The organism is Mycobacterium sp. MUNTM1 (assembly GCF_054660795.1).
This window is the reverse complement of record NZ_BAAGDE010000025.1, coordinates 26,967-51,411: the sequence shown is the minus strand read 5'-3', so window position 1 is coordinate 51,411 and position 24,445 is coordinate 26,967. Positions and strand designations below refer to the sequence as shown.

Genomic DNA, 24,445 nt, shown 5'->3' with positions numbered 1-24,445 from the left:
GCTAAGCCCGACGACGCGGCGGAGATGCGCGGTCGCGCATCGCAGACACCCCGAGATTAACCCGTACCCGAACTGCCCGTTTACCGATTCGTTGGTTACCCAGTGGGCTCAGGGGGAATCCTCTCGTGCACTGTCAGCAGCAAATGGTCGAACTGGCTCTGCAGGGCCGCCGCCGGCGACGGAAGCGTGGCCACCTCGCGGAGTAACTGCTTGGCCAGCGCCCGCAATTTCACGTTGGTCTCCTGCGACCGCCACTGCAACACGCTGAACGCGTGCTCGGCGCTGACCCGGTACACATACATCAGCACGCCCTTGGCCTGTTCGATGGCCGCGCGGCTCTCGAACAGGTCGGGCAGCGCCTCGTCGAGCACCTCTTGGCGGGTCTCGTCGAACGTGTTGGTGAGGTCGATGTAATAACCCTCGGTGCCCAGCACGGCGCCCGACTCATCCAGCATGCGGTCGGCGACGACGATCGCGTCGTGCACCGCGCCCGCGGTGTCGATGAACCGGTGCCGGCTCGAGAACGACTCCTCGGATTGCAGGGCGTAGTCGAGCAACTCCTGGACATGCGCTCGGTCGTCGGGATGCTTGTGCGACAACAGCAGTTTGGTCGTCGGTACGACCTCCCCCGGCTCGTAGCCGTGCATCCGGGCGACCTCGTCGGACCATTCCCAGCGTTGCCCCACGAACCAGAAGCGGAACGCTCCGATGTTCAGATACCCGGGGGCCGGCTCGCCAGGCTCGGAAAATCGAACACCGTCCCCGTTTGATGACGATTCCCCTGTTCGCCTGCGCTGTTGCACGTTTGCATTTTTCCACTCCGGGGATGCCCTCGGCTACTGCCCCGGCGGAAATGCCCGTCAACCATGTCACTCGGTCCGGGGTGGGGGTAACGTCGCGTGCGGACCCATCCATACGACGCGGGAGCGCACGCCGAGTGCGCTGAGAGGACGGCTCGGGGCCGTCGACCGTAAGAACCTGACCGGGTAATGCCGGCGTAGGGAGATAAAAATGACTGACGTCCTTTCCGAAACCGTCGACGCTTCGGTGACCACCGGCTCGATCGCGGGCAGCAGCAAGGCCTACCGCGAGATCGAGGGGCCGGACGGCGTGACCCTGCGGGTGCCGGTGCGACGCGTGCACCTGTCCACCGGCGACGACTTCGACCTGTACGACACCTCGGGGCCCTACACCGATCCGGGCGCGACGATCGATCTGCGGGCCGGGCTGCCGGGGCGGCCCGGCGTGGTCCGCGATCGCGGCACCCAGCTGCAGCGCGCCCGCGCCGGCGAGATCACCGCCGAGATGGCCTACATCGCCGCCCGCGAGGGCATGCCCGCCGAGCTGGTGCGCGACGAGGTCGCGCGGGGCCGCGCGGTGATCCCGGCCAACCACAACCACCCCGAGATCGAACCGATGATCATCGGCAAGGCGTTTGCAACCAAGGTGAACGCAAACATCGGCAACTCGGCGGTGACGTCCTCGATCGCCGAAGAGGTCGACAAGATGGTGTGGGCCACCCGGTGGGGCGCCGACACCATCATGGACCTGTCCACCGGCAAGAACATCCACGAAACCCGCGAGTGGATCCTGCGCAACTCGCCGGTGCCGGTCGGCACCGTGCCGATCTACCAGGCGCTGGAAAAGACCAAGGGCGACCCGACCGAGCTGACCTGGGAGCTCTACCGCGACACCGTGATCGAGCAGTGCGAACAGGGCGTGGACTACATGACCGTGCACGCCGGCGTGCTGCTGCGCTACGTGCCGCTCACCGCCAAGCGGGTCACCGGCATCGTGTCCCGCGGCGGCTCGATCATGGCGGCGTGGTGCCTGGCGCATCACCGGGAGTCGTTCCTGTACACCAACTTCGACGAGCTTTGCGAGATCTTCGCCCGCTACGACGTCACCTTCTCCCTCGGTGACGGGCTGCGGCCGGGCTCGATCGCCGATGCCAACGACGCGGCGCAGTTCGCCGAGCTGCGCACCCTGGGCGAGCTGACCAAGATCGCGAAATCCCATGGCGTGCAGGTGATGATCGAGGGCCCGGGCCACGTCCCGATGCACAAGATCGTCGAGAACGTGCGGCTGGAAGAGGAGTGGTGCGAGGAGGCCCCGTTCTACACGCTGGGTCCGCTGGCCACCGACATCGCGCCGGCCTACGATCACATCACCTCCGCGATCGGCGCGGCCATCATCGCGCAGGCGGGCACCGCGATGCTCTGCTACGTCACACCCAAGGAACACCTCGGGCTGCCGGACCGCAAGGACGTCAAGGACGGGGTGATCGCCTACAAGATCGCCGCGCACGCAGGCGATCTGGCCAAGGGGCACCCGCACGCGCAGGAGCGCGACAACGCGCTGTCCACGGCGCGGTTCGAGTTCCGGTGGAACGACCAGTTCGCGCTGTCGCTCGACCCGGACACCGCGCGGGAGTACCACGACGAGACGCTGCCGGCCGAACCCGCCAAAACCGCTCACTTCTGCTCGATGTGCGGCCCGAAGTTCTGCTCGATGCGCATCACCCAGGACGTCCGCGACTACGCCGCCAAACACGGCCTCGACAGCGAGGAAGCGATCGAGGCGGCCATGTCCGAGGGCATGGCCGAGAAGTCGCGCGAGTTCGCCGAGCACGGCAACCGGGTGTATCTACCGCTGGCCCAACAGTGATCGCAAGCGCGGCGCAGCCGGGCGCTGCGGGTCGCCGCCAATTAGCCGCGGTGATCGCAAGCGCGGCGCAGCCGGGCGCTGCGGGTCGCCGCCAATTAGCCCAGTGACGTTCCTGCCGCTGCCTGCGCCGGGCACGACGCCGCGGCGGGTGCTGTCCATTGCCGGATCGGACTCCGGGGGCGGCGCGGGCATCGAAGCCGACATGCGCACGATGGCGTTGCTCGGGGTGCACGCGTGCGTCGCGATCACCGCGGTGACCGTGCAGAACACGTTGGGCGTGCAGAGTTTTCACGAGGTGCCCGGTGATGTCGTCGCCGGCCAGATCGAAGCCGTGGCCGGCGACATCGGCATCCAGTCCGCCAAGACCGGGATGCTGGCGTCGCCGCGCATCATCGACACCGTGGCCACCACCTGGCGCCGGCTCGGGTTGACGGTTCCGCTCGTCGTCGATCCGGTGGCGGCTTCCATGCACGGCGATGCGCTGATGGCGCCGGCCGCCCTGGATTCGCTTCGCGACCAACTGTTTCCGTTGGCGACGCTGGTGACACCAAACCTGGATGAGGTGCGGCTGCTGGTCGACATCGACGTGGTGGACCCGCCGTCGCAGCGGGCGGCGGCCAAGGCGTTGCACGCGCTGGGCCCGCAGTGGGTTCTGGTCAAGGGCGGTCACCTGCGGTCATCGGATCGCAGCTGCGACCTGCTCTATGACGGCGCCGATTTCCACGAGTTCGACGCGGAGCGCATCGACACCGGCAACGACCACGGCGGCGGCGACACGCTTGCCAGCGCCGTGGCGTGTGCGCTCGCGCACGACTTCGCCGTACCGGAGGCCGTCGAGTTCGGCAAGCGATGGGTCACCGAGTGTCTGCGCGCCGCCTACCCGCTGGGCCATGGCCACGGCCCCGTCTCCCCACTGTTTCGACTGTCATGAATTTGGATCAGATCGCGGGCATCGCGCACCAACCCGACGGCGCACCGAAGGGCGTGGTGGTCCTGACCCACGGCGCCGGTGGCAACCGGGATTCCACTCTGCTGCAACAGGTTTGCGATGAATGGGCGCAGCGCGGCTGGCTTGCGGTGCGCTACAACCTGCCCTACCGGCGCCGCCGGCCCAGCGGCCCGCCGTCGGGTTCGGCCGCCACCGACCGGGCCGGCATCGTCGAGGCCATCTCGCTGTGCCGCGGCCTCGCCGACGGCCCGCTGATCGCCGGCGGACATTCCTATGGCGGGCGGCAGACGTCCATGGTGGTTGCGGCCGGCGCGGTCGCGGTGGACGTGCTGACGCTGTTCTCCTATCCGGTGCATCCCCCGGGCAAACCCGAACGCGCGCGCACCGAGCACCTGCCCGATATCACGGTGCCGACGGTGTTCACGCACGGCACGTCGGATCCGTTCGGCACGCCCGACGAATTGCGCGGCGCCGCCGCGTTGATCACCGGAACGACTGCCGTCGTCGAGATCGCCAGTGCCCGCCACGATCTGCGATCCAAGACGTTGAATGTGCCGGCGCTGGCCGTCGATGCGGCCCTGCAACTGCTCGGCCGCGATTAGACAGTTAAAACTGGACAGTTTTGACTGTCTAATCTAGGGTGGTGTCGTGGATGGCATCAGCGACTCCGCCGTGGCGGCGGCACGCGATATCCGGGTGGTGTTCAGCCGGCTACGGCGCCGGTTGAAGGACATCGCGGTCGACGGGCTGACCCCGTCGCAGACGGCGGTGCTCACCCGGCTGTGGAAAGACGGGCCGTCGTCGGCCAGCGCATTGGCCGGCGCCGAGCAGGTTCGCCCCCAGTCGATGGCCACCATCCTGGCCGCCCTGGGCCAACGCGGGCTCGTTAAGCGCGCGCCGGACCCGAATGATGGTCGGCGCCAAGTGGTTTCGCTGACCCCGGCGGGAAAGCGGCGCGCTGAAAGCGACCGCCGGGCCCGCGAGGAGTGGCTGGCCCGCACCATCCAGGAGCGCTACACCGAGACCGAGCGGCGGGTCATCGTCGACGCGCTGTCCCTGCTCGAGCGCTTGACCGAACAATGAAAGGACAGGTGCCACAATGGAAGTAGGACTGCACTTCATCGACTTTCTACCCGGAGACCCGGCCAGGCTGGGTCCGACGCTGGCCGACGCGGCCAAAGCCGCCGAGCAGGGCGGCGCGACGCTGTTCACGCTGGCCGACCACTTCTTTCAGATGGAAGCCATGGGACGCGCGGAGGATCCGTTTCTGGAGGGGTACACGTCACTTGGCTTTTTGGCCGGACAGACGGCGACAATCGAGCTGAGCCTGCTGGTCACCGGTGTCACCTACCGGTATCCGGGGCTGTTAGCCAAGGCGGTCACGACGCTGGACGTCTTGTCGCAGGGGCGGTCGATGTTGGGGCTGGGCGCGGCCTGGTACGACCGGGAACACGCCGCCCTCGGCTTTCCGTACCCGCCGGTGAGCCGGCGCTTCGAGATGCTCGAGGAAACGCTGCAGATCTGCCGGCAGATGTGGAGCGACAACGACGGCCCGTACCAAGGCAAGCACTATCAGCTGGCCGAGACAATCTGTGCGCCCCAACCGATTCGGCGTCCCCCGGTGCTGATCGGCGGGGACGGTGAAAAGAAGACGCTGCGTCTGGTCGCGCAATACGCCGACACCTGGAATTCCACGGTGACCGAAGTCGACGCGATCAAGCACAAGATCGAGGTGCTCAACCGTCATTGCGAGGCGGTCGGCCGCGACCCCGGCGAGATCCGCAAGACGGTCGGCTACTTCGTCAATCCGTTCGAGGATCTGGACGGATATTTCCGCACGGTCGAGGGTTATGCCGGACTCGGCGTCGAGCTGGTGAATGCCGGTCCGTTCCCCGGTAATCCGGATCCGGTCGGGTTCATCCGCCGTCTGGGCGACGAGGTGATTCCACGGCTCGCCGAAATAGGTTGATAATGATAGTGATTCGTTATCCGGGATAGCGGGAGTAACAGGCGTCCGCGTTGCCGGTCACGCCGCCGCGGAACGCCGCGATCCGGGTGAAGCCGGCCGGCACGCTGGTGCCGTCCGCGTCACTGGCCACCAGGCGGTTGGTGAGCAGGCCGGCGACCGCCTCGTCGAGATCGCCGGCGGTCAGCAGCAACTGGTTGTGCGAGGGCAGGTCGATCGGCTCGGCCATCTTGCGATGTGCCACACCCGTCAAGCATGCGGTCCGCAGCGCGGTCCACGGGCTCTGCATCGGCAGGCCGCGCTCGTGCTGCACCGCCAGCGCGTATCTCGACATCACGATGGACAGTGCGGTGTCGTCGCCTTGCGGCAGGGTCTGCTGCTTTTCGTCGGCGACCGTGCCCATGGCGGCGAGCCCGGGCAGGTCGATCACGATGGTGTTGCTGCCCGGGCAGTAGGACGCCGGCGGGGTGGCCTTGGCGTCCGGGCAATCGGCCGGCTGGTAGGACAGCGCCGGCGGGTTGGTCGGGGCGAAGATCTTTCCGAGCAGCTCCGCCAGATTCGACAGGGTCTCCTGATTGATCGGCACCTCGCCGGTCTCCGGTGCCCCGGAGTTGTCCACCCGCAAGGCGTTTGGCAGATCGCCGCGGCGCTGCTCGATTTCGTGGCGGTCGATCGCCGCACATGCCGAGGCGCCGTTGAGGAAGCCCATCTGGAAGGCGCTGATGCGGTCCAGGGCCGACCCGTGCGCGTCGTCGTTCTCGGTCTCGCTGTCCATCACCGGATCACGGGTGGTGATGATCCCCGCCAGCACGTGGTCGAGCCCGTCCGCGGTGCTCAGCGTGAAGCGCGGCGACTTGCCGTCGGCGACCCAGTAGAGATAGACGCCCGCGAAGCAGTCGGCCTGCTGCTCGCGGACGATGGTCGCGTCCCGTCGGGTCACCAGCTTGGCCATCTGCTGCAGCGCATGGCCGAATTCGTGTGCCAGCACGCCGGTGACGGACATGTCACCGAAGTATTTCTGCGCGACGGGCATGAATACGCCGCGGTCCCAGGCGATCAGGTTGCACTTGCCGGTGTAGAAGGCGTTGACGAGCTTGTAGGTTTCGTTGTGGCACACGATCGGGCTGCGCGGATCGCTGGAGTTGTAGGACACCATCTTGCTGACGGGAACGAATTTGCCCTTCAGCGATTGGTCGTACACCGACTGCCAGTAGTCCTCGATGTCGTTGACCGACAACAGCGCCAGGTTGTCGATCGGCCCGTTGTCGGTGTTTAGCACCTTGCCGGTGGGAGTGGGCGCGTTCGAACGGATTCCGCTGGGTCCGTTGGTCGCGGGCAGTCCCCCGACCAGAAAGGGGTCGTTGAGCGTCGACAACGCACGCCCGTCGACGAACGTCGTGCAACCGGCCACCACGAGCACCGCCGCCGCCCATACGAATGCCGTCCTGAGCGCAGCGCTATTCATGACCAACCTCATCCCGACCGGCTACAGGGCAGCATCAAGGAAACTCATCCTAGAGGCACCGAACCTACACGGCAGCGGGAATCGACAGGCCCAGCAAACTTGCGCGAAGGCACTAGAAAGGCGGTGGATCGCCATCACCTTCGGTGGGCGGGGCGGGACCGAAGCGGGCGGCCTCGCGCTCTTGACGTTCCGGTTGGCGGGCATGGTGGTTTTGCCGCCGCTCGGCGGCGATGCGTGCGGCCCGGTTTTGGGCGCGGGTGCGCTCGCGTTTGGGCATCATGGCGGTGCGGTCGGCGCAGCGTTCGGGTCTGGGGGCAGGTGCGGGCGCCTCGCCTGTGCGGGCGCACAGCTGGGGAAACAGCAGCGCGCTACCCGGGGTGGTGACGTAGGTCTGCCCGTCGGGCAGGCTCCAGATCACGGTCCCGTCGGGCAGCTGGCGGTCGCGCCAACCCCAGAACGTCTTCATCAGATGGTGAAGACGACATAGCGCCTTCAGATTCGAGGCGTGCGTCGCGCCGCCGTCGGCGTAGGGGATCGTATGGTCCACATCGCACTCGGTCGCCGCACGATCACAGCCCGGGGCCCGACAGGTCAGATCCCGGCAGCGCACGAAGTCGGCCAGCGCGGCCGAGGGCGTGTAACGGTCCTCGGCGCCTGTCGGTGTCGTTAGTGGTACCAGCCGCGCCGACTTGGCCAGCTCGGTGAGCACCTCGGCCGGGATAAGCCCCTCGACGCCGGGCAGGACACCCGGCGTCGGTACCCTGCGCTCAAGGCTGGCCTGCTCAGCGATCACGTGAATCACGACATTGCTCGTAGCCTTGCCCGCACTCGGCTGACCCGCGGCACACTCGGCACGCGCACAGCCGCACACCAGCCGCGAACTTCCGGCGGCCAACGCCCCCAACGCATCAGCGCGCCGCTGCGCAGCGGTACGCGGATCAGCCGGACACACCGTCGCGGCCAACGCATTCAGCCGCCGATCCAACGCCTGCCCATCGGCCCCTAGGACGCTGCCCTCCACATAGGCCATCCCCGACTCATTGGCCAACACATCCACATAGCGGTCGGCGACCGCGTCCTTGGCGCGGCGCACCGCATCGGCATCCACCAATGCGACGACCCGATCCACCGCGGCGGCCAACCCGCCATTGGTCAGCGAGGGACGCCGCGACAGCACCACCGCTAACCGCGCGTCGACCCGGGCCAGCACCTCGGCATCGGTGATCAGATCGGTGCGAAACACGATCGTTTGAAACGCCCGGTAGTCGATATCGCCGTTCTGAAAAGCCTTGCCCACCTGGGGCAGCCGATCCCGCATCGCCATGGCGTAGCGCAAATAACTGTGGCCCATCGCTACACTGCACCCCGACGCCGCACCCACCTGCGCGGCCACCGCATCCCACGCGTCCGCCGACCAGTCCGCACGCTCCCCTGACTCGCGGCAGCGCAATACCAGCAAGTCACCGGCGGCCACCAGTCGCTCGGCGGCCGCCCGCGCCTCCGCGCGCCCCGCCTCACGCACCCGATCCAGCAACACCGCCGACTCCGACGCCTCCCGGGACGCACACCGCCATCCGAACATACGTTCGATATTAGCGCGATCCACTGACTGAAGCTGCCGCGTTGACTCATCTGAAATGCGCGCGAAAGGCCTCTTCGTTGCCTCACGGAAAATGCGCGCGTGCGGCGCGCCTACCTGATCAGTCAGCGATGACCTCAGTAGGCCCGTTTGATGGGGTTGACATTGGCCGAGCGCAGGGCAGTGAGCGAAACGATCGCGATCCGTTACTCACTGGCGGACAAACGGGCAAAGGGCATCATTCTCGACGAGTTGTGCGCCATTACCGGTTGGCACCGCAACCATGCCCGCAAGGCGCTCAAGACGGCGTTGCAGCCCAAACTGGTATCACCGAGAAGTCCGCGGCCATCGAAGTACGGACCGGATGTCATTGCCGCACTGACGGTGTGTTGGACGGTGCTGGGCATGCCGGCCGGCAAGCGGCTGGCGCCGATGTTGGACGAGCTGGTAGCGGTGTTGCGCCATTTTGGGGAGCTGGTGATCGATGAGGACACCGCCGCGCTGTTGGTGTCGATGTCGGCGGCGACCATCGATCGTCGGCTGGCTCCCGAACGGGCCAAACAGCAGCTCAAGGGACGACCCGCCACCAAGCCGGGATCGCTGCTCAAAAGTCAGATTCCGGTGCGGACCTGGGCCGACTGGGACGACACCCAACCCGGGTTCGTCGAGATTGACCTCGTCTCCCACGACGGCGGCAACACCTCTGGCCAGTTCGCGTTCACGCTGACGGTCACCGACATCGCCACCGGCTGGACCGAGAACCGCTCCGTGCCCAACAAGGCCGCCAAATGCGTCTTGGCCGCCCTCAATGACATCGCCTATAAGATGCCGTTCCCGATCCTGGGGGTGGACTCTGACAACGGATCGGAATTCATCAACGTCTACCTGCTGCAATGGTGCAAAAGGCACCAGATCACCTTTACCCGCGCGCGCCCGGCCAACAAGAATGACAGCTGTCACGTCGAGCAGAAAAACTGGGCGGTGGTCCGCACCATCGTCGGCTACCACCGCTACGACACCGCAGCAGAACTGTTGTTACTCAACGAGATCTGGCAACTACAGTCCAACTGACCAACTACTTCTACCCGCAGCAGAAACTGATCTCCAAGGTCCGCCACGGCGCCAAGGTGTCCAAGAAATACGACACCGCGGCCACCCCGTTTCACCGGGCGATCGATCACCCCGCCATGACCGTTGCCTGCATACAAGCCCTGGCCCGAACCCACGCGCTGATCAACCCCGCCGCCACCCAACGCCAGATCCAGGCCCTAACCGCCCAACTCCACAAACTGGCCACCAGCAAGGCCGGACCCGCCATCAAAGCCGCAGTTCCCAAACGCGCACATCCACACGAGGCAACGAATCCACCTTCGCGCGCATCTTGACGTGAGGCAACACGGCTGCTTGCAGGGTCGCCAGTTGTGGATAACCGGGGCCGCGGCCGAAAGGTTGTGATCGTCTCCACCTGTTCGACGGCCTACCGCGAGCGCACGACCTGCCACTCAAAACGGCCGCGCCGTCACGGCACCCGGCTGCGATGCCTCTTGTTGTGTGGCGGCACGCCGTTGACCCCGCCGATGGACTCCGCGTAGCTGCCGACCGCGAACCCGACGCCAGAACCCATGACGGCCAACGCGTCCCGGTTGATGTTGTCGACGGTGTCGCGTGGGCTCTGGACGTTCGGATCGAACGGCACGCCGGCCTGGCCGCCCCACAACCGCGCCTGCACAGGGGTTTTCGGCTGAGACGATCCCGTGGTCATGCCGCCCACGGGCACACCCGCGATCATGAAGGGGTGGTAGTCGGCCCTGGTGTCCAACGGCATGTCCGCCGGCCGCTTGCCGGCGAGGTTCAGATAGCCGGACAGGGTGCGTTCGATGCCGGCCGAACCCTCGGGCACGTCCGCCGGCGAGACGCCTGGCCCGGGCGGCCCGGACTGATCGCCGTCGTCGGTGAAGAATCCGGCGTTCGGCGAACCCAGCATGGTGAAGTTCAAGTACAGCGCGATGTCATTCAGTTGGTCGCGGTCCATGCCGAACACGTAGTCCAGCACGCCGTTGCGGCCGCCTTCGTCTGCGCCCCAGAACACGAACCGCACCGCGTTGTTGACCGGAGCGAGCGGGCCCAGTTGCAGCGCCGTCTCCAGCACGGCGGCCACCCCGGAGCCGTCGTCGTTGATCCCCGGCCCGGCGCGCGAGCCGTCCAGGTGCGCACCCACCAGGACAACGTCATGGGCCGACCCGGTCTTGGTCTGCGCCAAGACGTTTCGGGAAGTGATCTTGACATTCTGCGCGTCCAGCACCAGACGTATCGGTGAGGTGGAGCCCGTCAGCGCGGCGGCGCCGGAGGGGCCCAGCACTGCGACCGGCACGGTCAGCTGCTTGAAGTAGCCCGTGGTGAACAGCGTGGGTGGAACTCCCCGACCGGTTGGGGAACTGAGCACGATCAGGGCGCTCGCACCCTTGGCCACCGCGATGTTCTGTTTGTCGACCACCGAACACTGGGCGTCATCGACGACGGCGATCGCGCCCTTGGGCACGACGGCCGGGTAGTCGTTGGGCGCGCAACCCGACGGCCGCGTCGGCCGGACCGGCGGGCCGGTCAGGCCGCCGGGCGGCGTCTGAACCAGCAGCGAGGCCTGGTCGACGGGGTAGGTGCGGCCCGCGACGGTCACCGCCGGCTTACCCAGCGACACGGTGTAGAGTCGGTCGAACTGCGGTGTCTGCACGTCGAAACCCTTGTCGCGCAGTGCTTTAGCGACGTAGTCCACGCTGGCGTTGAAGCCCGGGGTTCCGTCCGCGCGGTTGCCGCCATTGGCGTTCGCGATGTTCTGCAGGGCACGCAGGTGCGTCAGCATGCCCTCGGCGTTCACCTTTTTGGCCAGACTGTGTCCGAGGTCCGGCGTCGCCGTCGGCGTGCCCGGGCGCGTCGCCGAACAGCCCGCCAGCACGGCGATCAACAGCAGAGTCGCACCCAGCCGGGAGATCATGATTTGTTGAGCACGTGCCGGGTCCGGTCGGCCATGGCGGGGACGCCGTTGTGGCCGCCGAGGTCTTGGGCGTAGAGGCCGATCGCGTAAGCCACACCGCCACCGTTGATTCCCAGCGCGGTGCGGTCGACGTGGTCGAGGGTGTCGGTTTTCTGGTGGTAGTTGGGATCGAACGGCTGGTCGGCCGTGCCGCCCCACAACTTGGCCTGGTCGGCGGACATCTTGCCCTCGGCGCCCGAGAACAGGCCGCCGGCGGGGATCCCCGCAAGGGTGAATCCGTCGTAGTCGGACCGGCCGTCGAACGAGGTGTCCTGCGCGGTTTTTCCGGCCGACTTCAGGTACGCGACCAGTGTGCGCTCGATGCCGGCCGAACCCTCGGGTACCACCGGCTGGCCGCGAGCGTCCATCGGCAGCGACTGGTCGCCGTCGTAGGTGAAATAGCCGGGGTTCGGCGACGCGAGCATGTCGAAGTTCAGGTACAGCGCAATGTTTTTCAGCGCCGTCAGGTCCAGCGACTCGACGTAGTTGCGCGACCCGATCAGCCCGAGCTCCTCGGCGCCCCAGAAGCCGAACCGCACCGCGTTGCGCACCGACGGCGAACTCCCCAGCCGCACAGCCGTTTCCAGCACCGCGGCCACGCCCGAGCCGTTGTCGTTGATCCCGGGTCCGGCGGGCACGCTGTCCAGGTGCGCCCCCGCCATCACCACATCGGTCGCCGAGCCGGTCTTGGTCTGTGCAATCACGTTGCGGGCCCGGAAGCTTTGGGCGCTGGCGTTGAGCTTGATCGTGGTGGGCCCCGGCTGTCCGCGCAGCTGCACGCCCACCGACTTGGTCACGCTCAGCACCGGCATCTTCACGTCGGTGGCCGGCCCGAGAGTGCCGCCCATCTCTTGCTCGTCGACGTTGTCGGCGATGATCATCGCCGCGGCGCCGCGCTGTGCCGCGGCGTCTTCCTTCTGGGCGAATGGGCAGGTGCCGCGGTCGACCAGCACCACCGCCCCCTGGACCGGCAGGTTTGCGTAGTCGGGGGCCGCGCAGCCGATGTTGTTCGCCGGCACGGCGACCAGCGGCCCGCTCACCCCGCCCGGCCCGGTGCCCAGGCTGAAGTCCAGTGCGTGGGCCTCCACCGGCTTGCCGCCGACGGTGAGTTCCGGCTTGTCGGCATGGAACACGCGCGCCGAGAATTCGGGGGTCTGCACATCAAATCCACTGCCCCGCAGCACGTTTGCTACATAGTCGACGCTGGCTTCATATCCGGGTGTGCCCACCGCCCGGGTGCCGTTGTTAGCGTTGGCGATGTCTTGCAGCTTCGACAGGTGCGCCATCATCGCGTCGGTCGTGACCTTGTCGCGCAGCGCCGAGGCAAATGCTCCCGCGTCGGCGGGTGTTTGCTGCGAGTCGGCCGACCGATGGAAGCAGCCGGTGGAGAATGCGGTCAGAGCGACCACGGCGACCAACGCCGGAATCGTCGTGGATTTGTTCACCATCGCGCCCCAGGTTAGACCGCGGCCGCGGGGGCCCGGTTCAGGACACGGCGCTATCAGACATACAGCGCGGTGAAAGGCGCAACGGGGATGTTGCGCACCACGAACCAGGCCAGCACCAGCGACAGCGTGACGACGGCGGCCCAGCGCCGGTGCTGCCAGCCGCGGATCCGCCGGCCCACCACGCGCCCGTAGGTCCAGGAGAAGTACGTCCACACCAACAGCACGACAGCCGCCAGGCCCAAAGCGTTGAACCTGGCGGCCGCCAACAGATTGCCGTGCATAAGCGAATACACCATGCGTAAGCTGCCGCATCCGGGGCAGTCGATCCCCAACAACGCTTTGGTGGGGCACACCGGCAGGGGGCCGTGTGGGGTGGTCGGGTCACCCGCCCAGATGGCGGCGCACATCAGCGTCGTGGATGCGGCCACCACCAGTGGTGCACCCAGATTCGCGTGCGCCGCCCCCCAGCGGGTCACCATGATCGGGCCTTAGAACATCGCGGCGAGCGCCGCGTTGGTGTTCGTGTTCAACGCACCGACCGCCAGCAGGATGCCGTAGATGACGCCCACGACGACGCCGATCACCACCGACCAGATCACCCATTTCTTGGCGCTTTCGGCGGACGCCTGCGCCTCCGCGTAACGGCCCTGCGCCCACAACCCATTGACCTGGCTCGACTTGACGATCGCGACGATCCCGAAGGGCAGACAGCAGAAGAGGGTGGCCAGGATCGACCACACCAGATAGTTATTCGGCGCTTGGCCGGCTGGCGGCTGTGGCGGATAACCGGGCGAAGGCGGCGGATAATCGGGCGGCGGAGGAGGGGGTTGTGTCATGGATTCTCCAGTCAAGAGAAGTTAGCTGACGTAAAGCGGTGCTAACCATACCCGAGCGGGCTCGGATCGGCACTAGCAATGAAGAAATCTTGTTTCGGCGCCCCCGGCCGCACAGGACGGCAGCGCCACCGCGTAAGCCTAAAGTCGGAATTGTGGCGCCGCCTCAACATAATTCGGGACACTGCGCGACGACCGGCGTGCCACTATCATTTTCCTGGGCCTCTACGGGTTGTGCCGAGGAAGGATGCCCACACAGACAATTGCCTGCGGAATGTGTTGCTTTACTGCGACATAGCCCTACTATTCCGTGTTTAGAAGCGGCCGTTAAGGAGCCATTCATGTCTGATTTCAGCAACGTGCTGAGGGCGGCGACGGCGACGGCGCTCACCGGCGGTTTGGCCTTAGCGGGCGGCGGCCCGGCGAGCGCGGATCCGGCCGGCACCGGGAACGCTTCGGATATCAATGCGCTTGCGGCCTCGCTGTCGAAGGGCTACGGCCTGAACAACTGCACCGCCCAGAACATCGACCGCAGCACACAACTGGCGGTGCTCACCTGCGGGCAGAGCCCCGACCCGCACGGCCCGGTGCAGGCTAAGTACGTGCTGTTCACCAATGCCGACAACCTGGCTACCTCGTTCAAGGCCACCATCAAGGAAGACGTCCTGACCCCGTGCGGGGACGCCGGCCAGTCACCGTCCAACTGGCACAAGGACGGTTCGGCCGCCAGCGCCGGGCAGGCGGCCTGCGGCACCTACCGAAACGGCGCCGAGATCATCTGGACCACGGACGCCAACAACACGCTGAGTTACCTGCGCGCATCCAACACCGATGTGGCGGCGCTCTACCAGTGGTGGCGCGCCAACGGGTGAGTCTCCCGCTGTGCGGCAACCGATTCCGTGGACCGACAACCAAGAAACGTTCACCCCTCTTTATTTCCATCAACCGCAGGGAGTCAGGAAAATGTCACATTGGAGCACCGCGCTGCGAGTCGTATCGGCCGCAACTTTCACAGGCAGTTTGGCTTTCGCGGGCGTTGGCGCCGCGAACGCCGAACCCAACACCGGTAACGCGTCGGACATGAACACGCTGGCCGCCTCGCTGTCGAAGGGCTATGGCCTGAACAACTGCAAGCCGCAAGAGCTCTCCGAAACCGGGGAACTGGCCGAACTGGTGTGCGGGCAGAGCCCCGACTCCAACGGTCCGGGATCCGGTGTCTACGCGCTCTTCTCCAACAGCACGAATCTGGGCTCCGCCTTCAGTTCCACCATCAAGGACGTGTCCCTGGCCGCGTGCGGGGACGCCGGGGCGTCGCCGGGAACCTGGAAGCAGAACGGCCAGACGGGCGGCCAGATCGCTTGTGGCACCTATAAGAATTACGCGACGTTGACCTGGACCACCGACGCCAAGAACGTCTTGGGCCACCTGACCGCGACCAACTCCGATGTGAGCGCGCTCTACCAGTGGTGGCGCACCAACGGCTGACGTCTACAGCTGAGCCGCAATAAGATCCGCCACCGCACGCATCCCGGCGGCGTTCGGGTGTAACGGAGCGGGCCGTCCCGGCAGCGGGACACCGAAGCGGGCCGGCAGCGTCGTCCACGGCTCGGCCGACCATGCGTGATGCTCGCGACCCGCCGCGCCGGCGCGGATGATCTCGCAACCGGTCGCCGCGGCGGCGTCGGCCGTCATCATCTCCAGCGTGGCGGCCACGTGCCGGCCCAGGTCGGCATCGGCGTCCGACAGCGGCTCCGCCGGCACGCCCGGCGGCGGCAGCATCGTCAGATAGTCGACGAAGAAAATCCGTGCCCGGGCGGATCGCTGACGCAACGCGCGGCCGACCGCGCACAGCGATTCAAACACCGCGTCCAGGGCGCGATCCCGCGCGTCGCGATCCAGCAGTTCGGCGATGCGGTCCCCCAGCAGCGGCACGTGACGCAGTGGACGCGGCAGCGACGCGGCCATCAACAGCGGAACGTAGCCGACGTCGTTGCCACCGATGGTCACCGTGACCAGGCTCTCGGTGCCGTCCAGCGCGGCGATCTGCGGTGGTGCCCCGCGTTGGCGCTCGGCGAGCACGTGCGCGGTGGTCGCCCCGGAGAAGGTGACGTCGACCAGGTCGTGCTGGTATCGCTGCGCGATCAGGTGCGCGTAGTTGCGCGCCGAGCGGCCCGACCAGCGCGGAGCCCCCGCGGCGCGGGGCCGGATGCCCGGACCTGCGGCCATCGAACTGCCCAGCGCGACATAGCGACTCATCGCTGCGGGCTCGACGCCTGCGCCCAGAACCGCTTCGGTATCCGTCCGGCGCGCCGGGCCAGGTATCCGGCGGTGACGGCGGCCGACATCGCGGCGGCCATCGCGGCCGGATCGGCGGCCCTGGTCACCGCGGTGGCCAACAGCACTGCGTCGCAACCCAATTCCATCGCCAGCGCGGCGTCGCTGGCGGTTCCGATGCCGGCGTCGAGCACCACCGGGACGCCGGCCCGGGCGACGATCATCTCGATGTTGTGCGGATTGGTGATGCCGAGGCCGGTGCCGATCGGCGAGCCCAGCGGCATGACCGCCGCGCATCCGGTGTCCTCGAGGCGGCGCGCCAGCACCGGATCATCGTTGGTGTAGGGCAGCACGACGAACCCGTCATCGACCAATTGCTCTGCAGCTCGCACCAATTCGACGGCATCGGGCAGCAGCGTGCGCTCGTCGGCGATCACCTCGAGCTTGATCCAGTTGGTGCTCAGCGCCTCGCGCGCCAACTGGGCGGTGAGCACCGCTTCGGCCGCGCCGCGGCATCCCGCGGTGTTGGGCAGCGGCGTGATGCCCAGCCGGTTGAGCAGATCGAGCAGCCCGGTGCCGCCCTCGGCGTCGACCCGGCGGATGGCGACGGTGGTCAGTTCGGTGCCCGAGGCCACCAGCGCCTCCTCGAGCACCGCGAGGTTGCTCGCTCCCCCGGTCCCCATGATGAGCCGCGACGCGAAGCTGCGGTCGCCAATCGTCAGTTTTGAGTCAGCCACCTTGCACCGCCGTCACGATCTCGAGCCGGGCACCGTCGAAAAGTTCTGTGGCCCAACGTGATCGCGGTATCACCGCGTCGTCCATGGCGACGGCGACGCCGCGATCAGGAAAACCCAGGGAATCCAGCAGCGCGGCGACCGTGGTGTGCGCGTCGACGTCGACTTTCTGTTCGTTGACCAGAACGATCATGGGTGTGCTCCCACCGGGGCCAGTTCGGAAACGATCTGCTCTGCCGTCCAGGGCGCCAACAGGAATCCCGACCGGCCGTGGCCGGCGGCGACCAGCGTCCGCGCATCCAGGCGATGCACCAGCGGCAGATTATCGGGGGTCATCGGGCGCAGCCCGGCGGCGCACTCGGCCAGCTCGTATTCGCCCAGCGCCGGCAGCACCGCGCACGCGTCGTCGAGCAGGTCACGCACCCCCGACACCACCGGGGCGGTGTCGCGCCCGTGCTCGTATTGGGTGGCCCCGACCACCACCCCGTCGGCGCGTGGCACCAGGTACACCTGCCGTCCGTGCACGCGGGCGCGAACGACCCGCTGCGGCAACGGCATACAACCCTTGCGCCACCGCAGGCGCAGCACTTCGCCCTTCACCGGCCGCACCGGCAGGCCGGGCCACAGGGCCGGCGCGTCGATGCCGTTGGCGATCACCACCGCGTCGCCCTCGGCGTCCGACAGGTCGCGCACCGGCGGCGCCCACGCCACCCCGAGGCGCTCGCACTCGGCGCCGAGAGCCTCCACCACCGCGCGGTTGTCCACGGCCAGTTCGGTGGGCGCCCGGAAGCCGTGCCGGATGCCCTGCGCCAACAGGGGTTCGACGTCGCGGGCGGCCGACTCCCAGACCACCGGATGGCCCTGGGCGGACAACCATGCCGCGACGGTGCGCAGGTCCTCGGCATCGGCGCGGTCGACGGCCACCACCAGCGACTCGCGCGCGGTGACCACCTCGGCCGGCAACCCGTCCAGGAAGCCCTCGCGCCACAGCCGCAACGACTCCAGGCCCAGCCGCAACAACCGCTCTTCGCCGGGCCAGCCCTCGCTGTGCGGTGCCAGCATGCCGCCGGCGACCCAGGATGCGCCCTTGTGGTCGCTGCGGTGCACCCGCACCGACCACCCGGCCTGCGCGGCGCGGCGCGCCACCGCGAGGCCGATGACGCCGCCGCCGATGACCGCCAGGGACCCCAGCGGGGGTCCCGAGGGCATCCCGGTCATTGTCGAGCCTCCCTTCGCCGGCATTACCCGGATCAGGTGTGACGGTAAGGACAGGTCCGGATGGGTCCGGCTGTGCCCACTCTCAGCCCCGCAGTCACTCGACTACCCGGGACTCCCGTGTCTAGTAGTTCTCTTCGGCTCCACGCTAGCGCGCTAGCGTCTCGGTGTGCAGCGTCCCTTTGATAGACGACTTTCCGTTCTGGCCACCGCGCGGCTGTATCTGTGCACCGACGCGCGCCGTGAGCGCGGCGATCTGGCCGAGTTCGCCGACGCCGCCCTGGCCGGCGGCGTGGACATCATCCAGCTGCGCGACAAGGGATCGGCCGGTGAGCAGCGGTTCGGCCCGCTCGAGGCGCGCGAGGAGCTAAAGGCGTGCCGGATCTTGGCCGACGCGGCCCGCCGGCACGGCGCCTTGTTCGCCGTCAATGACCGCGCCGACATCGCCCGCGCGGCCGGCGCCGACGTGCTGCACCTCGGGCAAGGCGACCTGCCGCCGGCCGTCGCGCGCGACATCGCCGGGCCGGACGTCCTGCTCGGGTTGTCCAGCCACGACCGGGAGCAGGCCGCCGCCGCGGCGGCGCTCGGCGACGCGGACTACTTCTGCGTGGGGCCGTGCTGGCCCACGCCCACCAAACCGGGCCGCCAGGCGGCGGGCCTGGGACTGGTGCGGGCCGCCGCCGAATTCGGCACCGACAAGCCGTGGTTCGCGATCGGCGGCATCGACGAGCAGCGGCTGCCCGAGGTGCTCGACGCCGGCGCCCGGCGCATCGTGGTGGTGCGGGCGATCACCGCAGCCGCCGACCCGCGGGCCGCGGCGCATCGGCTCAGCTCGGCGCTGGCAGCATCGAGCTGAGCCGGCGGGTCAGCTGCGAGGGCTCCTGGCCCGCGTCGCCGGGCGTGCACCATACGAAGACGCCGGCCTCGATCTCGATCGTGCGCGGCAGGTATTGCCGTCGCTCGTCGCCGTCGTCCAGCGGCAACACCGCCGGCGCGGTGCGCAGCCGCTGCCAGCTGGCCGCGAAGCCGGGATGCAGCGGCAGGTCGGCCACCTCGGTTTCGGCGACCCAGCGCATCTCGGCGCTTTCCCGGTTGGGCACGGTGTGCAGCAACTCGTCGGCGTCGGCGACGACGGTGGTGTAGCTCCACTGCGTGCCGGCGATCCCGGCGACCTCGGCCGTGACCACGGTCGCGCGCACGGCCAGCCGCTCACCGACCAGCCCGGCCTCCTCGTTCGCTTCCCGGACCGCGGTCTCCTCCGGCGTCTCGTGGCTGTCCCGGGCGCCGCCCGGCAGCCCCCACGTCCCGCCCTGGTGGCTCCACACCGCGCGATGCTGCAGCAGCACCGCGGGGGTGCCGTCAGGTTGCGGGGCCCGCAGCAGCAAACCCGCCGCGCCGAAGCGACCCCAGTAATGGGCGCCGCTGTCGGAGATCACCCAACCGTCACCGTCGCCCTGCACGGATTCAGGATATGCAGACTTGGTTTGGGCGTCGTCAATTGCGTCGGCCTCCACCCATCCACCCGAACATGCTCTTAGACTTCGCTTATAGAGGTCCGTGCAGCGAAACGAAATGGCCGAGAGATGAGGGCTGATAAGACGTGACGGTTGAGCTGGCGCACCCGTCGACCGAGCCGCAGGGATCGCGGTCACCGGCCGAACCGGCTCATCCACGCTGGTGGTTCATCTCGACGACGCCGGGCCGCATCTTGACCATCGGGATCGTGCTGGCCACGCTCGGCGGGATCAGCGCCTTCGCCACGTCGACCACCATCAACCACCGGCAGCAGGTGCTCACCACGGTGCTCAACCACACCGAGCCGCTGTCCTTCGCCGCCGGGCGGCTCTACACCACGCTGTCGGTCGCCGACGCCGCCGCGGCCACCGCGTTCATCGCCGAGGCCGAGCCGCAGCCGGTTCGCCAGCGCTACGAGCAGGCGATCACCGATGCGTCCGTCGCGGTGACCCGCGCCTCGAGCGGCCTCACCGACGAGCCACTGGTGCAGCTGCTGGGCCGGATCAACGCCGAGCTGGCCGTCTACACCGGACTGATCGAAATCGCCCGGACCAACAACCGCGAGGGCAACCCGGTCGGGTCGTCATACCTGTCGGAGGCGTCGGGGCTGATGCAATCGACGATCCTGCCCGACGCGGCCAAGCTGTATCAGGCGACGTCGCAGCGGGTGGACGCCGAGACCACCGCGTCGACGCAGATACCGGCGCCGGTCATCATGGTGGTCGGCGCCACCGTGATCTTCGGTGCGTTCTCGCACCGCTGGCTGGCGCGGCGCACGCGGCGCCGAATCAACCCGGGCCTGGTGGTGGGTGCACTCGCTATTCTCGTCATGGTGGTTTGGGTTGGGACTGCGCTGACCATTTCTACGACGGCCAGTCGTAGTGCGAAGGACACTGCCGCGGAATCCCTCAAGACCGTCACCAACGTCGCGATCACCGCCCAGCAGGCGCGCGCCGACGAGACCCTGTCGCTGATCCGTCGCGGCGACGAGGAGAAGCGCAAGCAATCGTTCTATCAGCGCATCGATTCCATGCACCGCCAGCTCGACCAGTACATGTCGCGGAGCGACGCGGTCGACAAGCCGGATTTGGAAGGCGCCGATCAGCTGCTGCTGCGCTGGCGGCAGGCCAACGACCGGATCACCTCGTACATCTCGGTGGGTAACTACCGGGCCGCCACCCAGGTGGCGCTGGGCAGCAGCGAGGAGGACTCCACACCGGCGTTCGACAAGCTGGACGACGAGCTGGTCAAGGCCATGGACCAGGGCCGCATCCACCTGCGCAACGACGTCATCAACGCGCGCAGCGGGCTGTCCGGCGCCCAGGTCGGCGGCGTGGTGCTCAGCCTCGGCGCGGCCGTCGCGGTGGCGCTGGGCCTGTGGCCGAGGCTGAAAGAGTATCGATAATGATCCGCCTGCCCCTGCTTCGCCGGGCGTGCACCGTGGCCGCCGCCGCGGTCGTGCTGGCGGGTTGCGGACACACGGAATCGCTGCGGGTGGCCAGCGTGCCGACATTGCCGCCGCCGACACCGGTCGGCATGGAGCAGTTGCCGCCCCAGCCGCCGCTGCCGCCCGACGGTCCGAATCAGAACTGCGACCTGACGGCCAGCCTGCGGCCCTTCGCCACCAAGGCCGAGGCGGACGCCGCGGTCGCCGACATCCGCGCCCGGGGCCGGCTGATCGTCGGGCTCGACATCGGCAGCAACCTGTTCAGCTTCCGCGACCCGATCACCGGTGAGATCACCGGTTTCGACGTCGACATCGCCGGCGAGATCGCGCGCGACATCTTCGGCGCGCCGTCCCACGTCGAATACCGGATCCTGTCGTCGGACGAACGGGTCACCGCGCTGCAGCGCTCCGAGGTCGACGTCGTGGTCAAGACCATGACCATCACCTGCGACCGGCGCAAAGAGGTGAACTTCTCGACCGTCTACCTCGACGCCAACCAGCGCATCCTGGCCCCGCGCGACTCGTCGATCGTCAAGGTCGCCGACCTGTCCGGCAAGCGGGTCTGCGTGGCAAAGGGCACGACGTCGCTGCACCGCATCCAGCAGATCGACCCGCCGCCGGTGGTGGTGTCGGTGGTGAACTGGGCCGACTGCCTGGTGGCGATGCAGCAGCGCGAGATCGACGCGGTCAGCACGGATGATTCGATCCTGGCCGGGCTGGTGGAAGAGGACCCCTACCTGCACATCGTCGGGCCGAACATGGCCACCCAGCCCTACGGCATCGGGGTCAATCTGAACAACACCGGATTGGTGCGGTTCGTCAACGGGACGCTGGAACGGATCCGCCGCGACGGCACGTGGAACACGTTGTACCGCAAGTGGTTGACGGTGCTGGGGCCCGCGCCCGCCCCGCCGGTACCGAGGTATCTGGACTGATGGCCGAGCCGGACAAGCAATCCGAGCAGGCGGAATCCGGCCCGGAAGACGTGGCGGACGTGGGCCCGGGCACCCAGCCGGCCGACGTCCAGACCGGCGGTGCGGCGACCGGGCGGCTGCAGGCCACCCAGGCGCTGTTCCGTCCCGACTTCGACGACGACGATGACGACGACTTTCCGCACATCTCGCTAGGCACCCTGGACACCGATCCGCAGGACCGCATGACGGTGGCGACGCGATCGCTGCCGGCGGTCCGGCAGCTCGGCGGTGGCCTGGTCGAGATCCCGCGCGGACGCGATATCGATCCGCGCGAAGCCCTGATGACCAATCCGGTGGTGCCGGAGTCCAAGCGCTTCTGCTGGAACTGCGGAAAACCCGTCGGCCGATCCAGCAAGAAGGCCAAGGGCACGTCGGAGGGTTGGTGCCCATCCTGCGGCAGCCCGTATTCGTTTCTGCCGCAGCTCAATCCGGGCGATATCGTCGCCAACCAGTACGAGGTCAAGGGCTGCATCGCGCACGGCGGCCTGGGCTGGGTGTATCTGGCGGTCGACCACAACGTCAACGACCGGCCGGTGGTGCTCAAGGGCCTGGTGCACTCCGGCGACGCGGAGGCGCAGGCGATCGCGATGGCCGAACGACAGTTCCTGGCCGAGGTGGTCCACCCGCAGATCGTGCAGATCTTCAACTTCGTCGAGCACGTCGACCAGCACGGAAATCCGGTCGGCCTCATCGTCATGGAATACGTCGGCGGTCAGCCGCTGCGGCACGGGAAGGGTGAGAAGCTACCCGTCGCCGAGGCCGTCGCCTACCTGCTGGAAATCCTGCCCGCGCTGAGCTATCTGCACTCCATCGGCCTGGTCTACAACGACCTGAAGCCGGAGAACATCATGCTCACCGAAGAGCAGCTCAAGCTGATCGACCTGGGCGCGGTGTCGCGGATCAATTCGTTCGGATACCTGTATGGCACACCGGGTTTCCAGGCGCCCGAGATCGTGCGGACCGGCCCGACGGTCGCCACCGACATCTACACGGTGGGCCGCACGCTGGCCGCGCTCACGCTGAACCTGCAAACACGCAACGGCCGCTACGTCGACGGGCTGCCCGAGCACGACCCCGTGCTGAGCACCTACGACTCCTTCCGACGCTTGTTGCGCCGCGCCACCGACCCCGACCCGCGGCGCCGGTTCTCGAGCACCGAGGAGATGTCCGCCCAGTTGATGGGTGTGCTGCGCGAGGTGGTCGCCTACGACAGTGGGGTGCCGCGACCCGGCCTGTCGACCATCTTCAGCCCCAGCCGCTCGACATTCGGGGTGGATCTGCTGGTCGCCCACACCGATGTGTACCTGGACGGTCAGGTCCACTCGGAGAAGCTGACCGCACGCGAAATCGTTACCGCACTGCAGGTTCCGCTGGTCGATCCGGCCGACGTCGCCGCTCCCGTTCTACAGGCGACCGTGCTGTCCCAGCCGGTGCAGACGCTGGACTCGTTGCGCGCGGCGCGGCACGGGACGCTGGACGCAGACGGCGTCGAGGTGTCCGAGTCAGTGGAGCTGCCGCTGATGGAGGTCCGCGCGCTGCTGGATCTCGGCGACGTGGCCAAGGCCACCCGCAAGCTCGACGACCTGGCCGAGCGGGTCGGCTGGCAATGGCGCTTGGTGTGGTACAAGGCCGTCGCCGAGCTGCTCACCGGCGACTACGATTCGGCCACAACGCATTTCATCGAGGTGCTGGACACGTTCCCCGGCGAGCTGGCGCCCAAGCTGGCGCTGGCCGCCACCGCCGAATTGGCCGGCGACGTCGACGACCACAAGTTCTACGAGACGGTGTGGAAGACCAACGACGGCGTGATCTCGGCCGCGTTCGGATTGGCCAGAACGCTGTCCGCGGAAGGCGATCGGGCCGCCGCGGTGCGCACGCTGGACGAGGTGCCCGCCACCTCCCGGCACTTCACCACCGCGCGGCTGACCAGCGCGGTGACGCTGCTGTCCGGCCGGACCAAGAGCGAGATCACCGAAGAGGACATCCGCGACGCGGCGCGGCGGGTGGAGGCGCTGCCGCCCACCGAGCCCCGCGTGCTGCAGATCCGCGCGCTGGTGCTGGGCTGTGCGATGGACTGGCTGGAAGACAATAAGGCCAGCACCAACCACATCCTCGGGTTCCCGTTCACCGAACACGGATTGCGGCTGGGCGTCGAGGCGTCGCTGCGCAACCTGGCCCGCGTCGCCCCGACCCAGCGGCACCGCTACGCGCTGGTCGACATGGCGAACAGGGTGCGGCCCACCAGTACGTTCTAGTGTTTCGTCGGCCTTCGTCTGGGCTTGGCTTGTCGTCGAGCGTGAATCCTTGGCGGGGATATCGCGAAAACCCCGCCGTCAGTGCACGCTCAACGC

General features: G+C 67.8%; 23 protein-coding genes, 1 pseudogene and 1 riboswitch. Of the genes and pseudogenes, 12 read left to right on the top strand and 12 right to left on the bottom strand.

From position 1 onward, the window contains the following. Positions 1-95: 95 nt before the first annotated feature. A complete protein-coding gene (locus ACYQ8K_RS15890; protein WP_459970364.1) occupies positions 96-803 on the bottom strand; it encodes a PAS and ANTAR domain-containing protein in 708 nt (235 codons plus the stop codon). Between the two features lie 107 nt (positions 804-910). Then, positions 911-1,021: riboswitch (TPP riboswitch) on the top strand. Here ACYQ8K_RS15890 and thiC point away from each other — a divergent pair. The 5 genes from thiC (at position 1,012) to ACYQ8K_RS15865 (ending at position 5,585) form a co-directional block, all read left to right on the top strand. After that, positions 1,012-2,667, top strand: coding sequence for a phosphomethylpyrimidine synthase ThiC (gene thiC, locus ACYQ8K_RS15885; RefSeq protein WP_459970362.1), 1,656 nt, complete (start codon positions 1,012-1,014; stop codon positions 2,665-2,667). Its footprint overlaps the riboswitch before it by 10 nt. Positions 2,668-2,770: 103 nt before the next feature. Continuing rightward, positions 2,771-3,598, top strand: coding sequence for a bifunctional hydroxymethylpyrimidine kinase/phosphomethylpyrimidine kinase (thiD, locus tag ACYQ8K_RS15880; RefSeq protein ID WP_459970360.1), 828 nt, complete (start codon positions 2,771-2,773; stop codon positions 3,596-3,598). Beyond that, positions 3,595-4,218, top strand: a complete 624-nt coding sequence (locus ACYQ8K_RS15875) for an alpha/beta hydrolase family protein (protein WP_459970358.1) — start codon at positions 3,595-3,597, stop codon at positions 4,216-4,218. Before thiD ends, ACYQ8K_RS15875 begins: the two co-directional genes overlap by 4 nt. A gap of 46 nt (positions 4,219-4,264) precedes the next feature. Next, positions 4,265-4,699, top strand: coding sequence for a MarR family winged helix-turn-helix transcriptional regulator (locus ACYQ8K_RS15870; RefSeq protein ID WP_459970357.1), 435 nt, complete (start codon positions 4,265-4,267; stop codon positions 4,697-4,699). 16 nt (positions 4,700-4,715) lie between these two features. Next, complete coding sequence (locus tag ACYQ8K_RS15865; protein ID WP_459970355.1) at positions 4,716-5,585, top strand: LLM class F420-dependent oxidoreductase; 870 nt, start codon at positions 4,716-4,718, stop codon at positions 5,583-5,585. A 16-nt stretch (positions 5,586-5,601) separates the two neighbouring features. Here the strand turns inward: ACYQ8K_RS15865 and ACYQ8K_RS15860 are convergent, their stop codons facing one another. Together ACYQ8K_RS15860 and ACYQ8K_RS15855 are read right to left on the bottom strand one after the other, a co-directional pair. Beyond that, the gene (locus ACYQ8K_RS15860; protein ID WP_459970353.1) at positions 5,602-7,047 is read right to left on the bottom strand and encodes a neutral zinc metallopeptidase; all 1,446 of its coding nucleotides are present in this window, start codon (positions 7,045-7,047) and stop codon (positions 5,602-5,604) included. Between the two features lie 112 nt (positions 7,048-7,159). Next, on the bottom strand, positions 7,160-8,629 hold the full coding sequence (locus tag ACYQ8K_RS15855; RefSeq protein ID WP_459970352.1) for an HNH endonuclease signature motif containing protein: 1,470 nt from the start codon (positions 8,627-8,629) through the stop codon (positions 7,160-7,162). Positions 8,630-8,779: 150 nt separating this feature from the next. On the opposite strand from ACYQ8K_RS15855, the pseudogene ACYQ8K_RS15850 reads away from it, so the two are divergent. Then, a pseudogene (locus tag ACYQ8K_RS15850) lies at positions 8,780-10,011 on the top strand (DDE-type integrase/transposase/recombinase). Between the two features lie 134 nt (positions 10,012-10,145). On the opposite strand, the gene ACYQ8K_RS15845 reads toward ACYQ8K_RS15850, so the two are convergent. Genes ACYQ8K_RS15845 through ACYQ8K_RS15830 form a run of 4 tightly spaced genes read right to left on the bottom strand, consistent with a single transcriptional unit; the run spans position 10,146 to position 13,938 of the window. Further along, positions 10,146-11,615, bottom strand: coding sequence for a M28 family peptidase (locus ACYQ8K_RS15845; RefSeq protein ID WP_459970350.1), 1,470 nt, complete (start codon positions 11,613-11,615; stop codon positions 10,146-10,148). Continuing rightward, entirely contained in the window at positions 11,612-13,102 is a 1,491-nt protein-coding gene (locus tag ACYQ8K_RS15840; protein ID WP_459970349.1) for a M28 family metallopeptidase, read from the bottom strand. Before ACYQ8K_RS15840 ends, ACYQ8K_RS15845 begins: the two co-directional genes overlap by 4 nt. Before the next feature lie 53 nt (positions 13,103-13,155). Then, positions 13,156-13,581: a DUF2752 domain-containing protein gene (locus ACYQ8K_RS15835; protein ID WP_459970347.1), complete on the bottom strand. Its 426-nt coding sequence runs from the start codon at positions 13,579-13,581 to the stop codon at positions 13,156-13,158. A gap of 9 nt (positions 13,582-13,590) precedes the next feature. Further along, the gene (locus tag ACYQ8K_RS15830; protein ID WP_459970346.1) at positions 13,591-13,938 is read right to left on the bottom strand and encodes a CD225/dispanin family protein; all 348 of its coding nucleotides are present in this window, start codon (positions 13,936-13,938) and stop codon (positions 13,591-13,593) included. 338 nt (positions 13,939-14,276) lie between these two features. Here ACYQ8K_RS15830 and ACYQ8K_RS15825 point away from each other — a divergent pair, with 338 nt between their 5' ends. Next, positions 14,277-14,807 carry a serine/threonine protein kinase gene (locus ACYQ8K_RS15825; RefSeq protein ID WP_459970345.1) on the top strand — a complete coding sequence of 177 codons (531 nt, stop codon included), beginning with the start codon at positions 14,277-14,279 and terminating at the stop codon, positions 14,805-14,807. A gap of 91 nt (positions 14,808-14,898) precedes the next feature. Continuing rightward, entirely contained in the window at positions 14,899-15,420 is a 522-nt protein-coding gene (locus ACYQ8K_RS15820; protein WP_459970344.1) for a serine/threonine protein kinase, read from the top strand. Positions 15,421-15,423: 3 nt separating this feature from the next. On the opposite strand, the gene ACYQ8K_RS15815 is transcribed toward ACYQ8K_RS15820, so the two are convergent. From ACYQ8K_RS15815 to thiO, 4 genes are read right to left on the bottom strand one after another with little or no spacing between them, the layout of a single operon-like run. Further along, positions 15,424-16,191 (bottom strand): SGNH/GDSL hydrolase family protein, encoded by a 768-nt coding sequence (locus ACYQ8K_RS15815; RefSeq protein ID WP_459970342.1) that lies wholly within the window; start codon positions 16,189-16,191, stop codon positions 15,424-15,426. Next, positions 16,188-16,946, bottom strand: coding sequence for a thiazole synthase (gene thiG, locus ACYQ8K_RS15810; RefSeq protein ID WP_459970341.1), 759 nt, complete (start codon positions 16,944-16,946; stop codon positions 16,188-16,190). The genes ACYQ8K_RS15815 and thiG overlap by 4 nt, the downstream gene beginning before the upstream one ends. After that, positions 16,939-17,136 (bottom strand): sulfur carrier protein ThiS, encoded by a 198-nt coding sequence (thiS, locus tag ACYQ8K_RS15805; protein ID WP_459970340.1) that lies wholly within the window; start codon positions 17,134-17,136, stop codon positions 16,939-16,941. The genes thiG and thiS overlap by 8 nt, the downstream gene beginning before the upstream one ends. Further along, the gene (thiO, locus tag ACYQ8K_RS15800) at positions 17,133-18,152 is read right to left on the bottom strand and encodes a glycine oxidase ThiO (RefSeq protein ID WP_459970417.1); all 1,020 of its coding nucleotides are present in this window, start codon (positions 18,150-18,152) and stop codon (positions 17,133-17,135) included. The genes thiS and thiO overlap by 4 nt, the downstream gene beginning before the upstream one ends. Before the next feature lie 175 nt (positions 18,153-18,327). Between thiO and thiE the strand changes: the two genes are divergently transcribed. Beyond that, positions 18,328-19,014 (top strand): thiamine phosphate synthase, encoded by a 687-nt coding sequence (gene thiE, locus ACYQ8K_RS15795; protein ID WP_459970338.1) that lies wholly within the window; start codon positions 18,328-18,330, stop codon positions 19,012-19,014. Here thiE and ACYQ8K_RS15790 read toward each other — a convergent pair. Next, positions 18,986-19,618, bottom strand: coding sequence for an NUDIX hydrolase (locus ACYQ8K_RS15790; protein ID WP_459970336.1), 633 nt, complete (start codon positions 19,616-19,618; stop codon positions 18,986-18,988). The genes thiE and ACYQ8K_RS15790 overlap by 29 nt on opposite strands. 140 nt (positions 19,619-19,758) lie before the next feature. Between ACYQ8K_RS15790 and glnX the strand changes: the two genes are divergently transcribed. The 3 genes from glnX to ACYQ8K_RS15775 are packed head-to-tail and all read left to right on the top strand — an operon-like array spanning position 19,759 to position 24,349. Then, positions 19,759-21,078 (top strand): protein kinase G-activating protein GlnX, encoded by a 1,320-nt coding sequence (gene glnX / locus ACYQ8K_RS15785; RefSeq protein WP_459970334.1) that lies wholly within the window; start codon positions 19,759-19,761, stop codon positions 21,076-21,078. Further along, a complete protein-coding gene (locus tag ACYQ8K_RS15780) occupies positions 21,078-22,055 on the top strand; it encodes a glutamate ABC transporter substrate-binding protein (protein WP_459970332.1) in 978 nt (325 codons plus the stop codon). The genes glnX and ACYQ8K_RS15780 overlap by 1 nt, the downstream gene beginning before the upstream one ends. After that, the gene (locus ACYQ8K_RS15775) at positions 22,055-24,349 is read left to right on the top strand and encodes a serine/threonine-protein kinase PknG (protein WP_459970330.1); all 2,295 of its coding nucleotides are present in this window, start codon (positions 22,055-22,057) and stop codon (positions 24,347-24,349) included. Before ACYQ8K_RS15780 ends, ACYQ8K_RS15775 begins: the two co-directional genes overlap by 1 nt. Positions 24,350-24,445 lie beyond the last annotated feature (96 nt).

Bases quoted from the DNA above. Each gene is read 5' to 3' on its own strand.
- ACYQ8K_RS15780 (WP_459970332.1), top strand. From the start codon at position 21,078: ATGATCCGCCTGCCCCTGCTTCGCCGGGCGTGCACCGTGGCCGCCGCC.
- ACYQ8K_RS15835 (WP_459970347.1), bottom strand. From the start codon at position 13,581: ATGGTGACCCGCTGGGGGGCGGCGCACGCGAATCTGGGTGCACCACTG.
- thiO (WP_459970417.1), bottom strand. From the start codon at position 18,152: ATGCCCTCGGGACCCCCGCTGGGGTCCCTGGCGGTCATCGGCGGCGGC.
- ACYQ8K_RS15875 (WP_459970358.1), top strand. From the start codon at position 3,595: ATGAATTTGGATCAGATCGCGGGCATCGCGCACCAACCCGACGGCGCA.
- ACYQ8K_RS15830 (WP_459970346.1), bottom strand. From the start codon at position 13,938: ATGACACAACCCCCTCCTCCGCCGCCCGATTATCCGCCGCCTTCGCCC.
- ACYQ8K_RS15840 (WP_459970349.1), bottom strand. From the start codon at position 13,102: ATGGTGAACAAATCCACGACGATTCCGGCGTTGGTCGCCGTGGTCGCT.
- ACYQ8K_RS15855 (WP_459970352.1), bottom strand. From the start codon at position 8,629: ATGTTCGGATGGCGGTGTGCGTCCCGGGAGGCGTCGGAGTCGGCGGTG.
- ACYQ8K_RS15860 (WP_459970353.1), bottom strand. From the start codon at position 7,047: ATGAATAGCGCTGCGCTCAGGACGGCATTCGTATGGGCGGCGGCGGTG.
- ACYQ8K_RS15820 (WP_459970344.1), top strand. From the start codon at position 14,899: ATGTCACATTGGAGCACCGCGCTGCGAGTCGTATCGGCCGCAACTTTC.
- ACYQ8K_RS15775 (WP_459970330.1), top strand. From the start codon at position 22,055: ATGGCCGAGCCGGACAAGCAATCCGAGCAGGCGGAATCCGGCCCGGAA.
- thiS (WP_459970340.1), bottom strand. From the start codon at position 17,136: ATGATCGTTCTGGTCAACGAACAGAAAGTCGACGTCGACGCGCACACC.
- ACYQ8K_RS15865 (WP_459970355.1), top strand. From the start codon at position 4,716: ATGGAAGTAGGACTGCACTTCATCGACTTTCTACCCGGAGACCCGGCC.
- thiC (WP_459970362.1), top strand. From the start codon at position 1,012: ATGACTGACGTCCTTTCCGAAACCGTCGACGCTTCGGTGACCACCGGC.
- ACYQ8K_RS15845 (WP_459970350.1), bottom strand. From the start codon at position 11,615: ATGATCTCCCGGCTGGGTGCGACTCTGCTGTTGATCGCCGTGCTGGCG.
- ACYQ8K_RS15825 (WP_459970345.1), top strand. From the start codon at position 14,277: ATGTCTGATTTCAGCAACGTGCTGAGGGCGGCGACGGCGACGGCGCTC.
- ACYQ8K_RS15815 (WP_459970342.1), bottom strand. From the start codon at position 16,191: ATGAGTCGCTATGTCGCGCTGGGCAGTTCGATGGCCGCAGGTCCGGGC.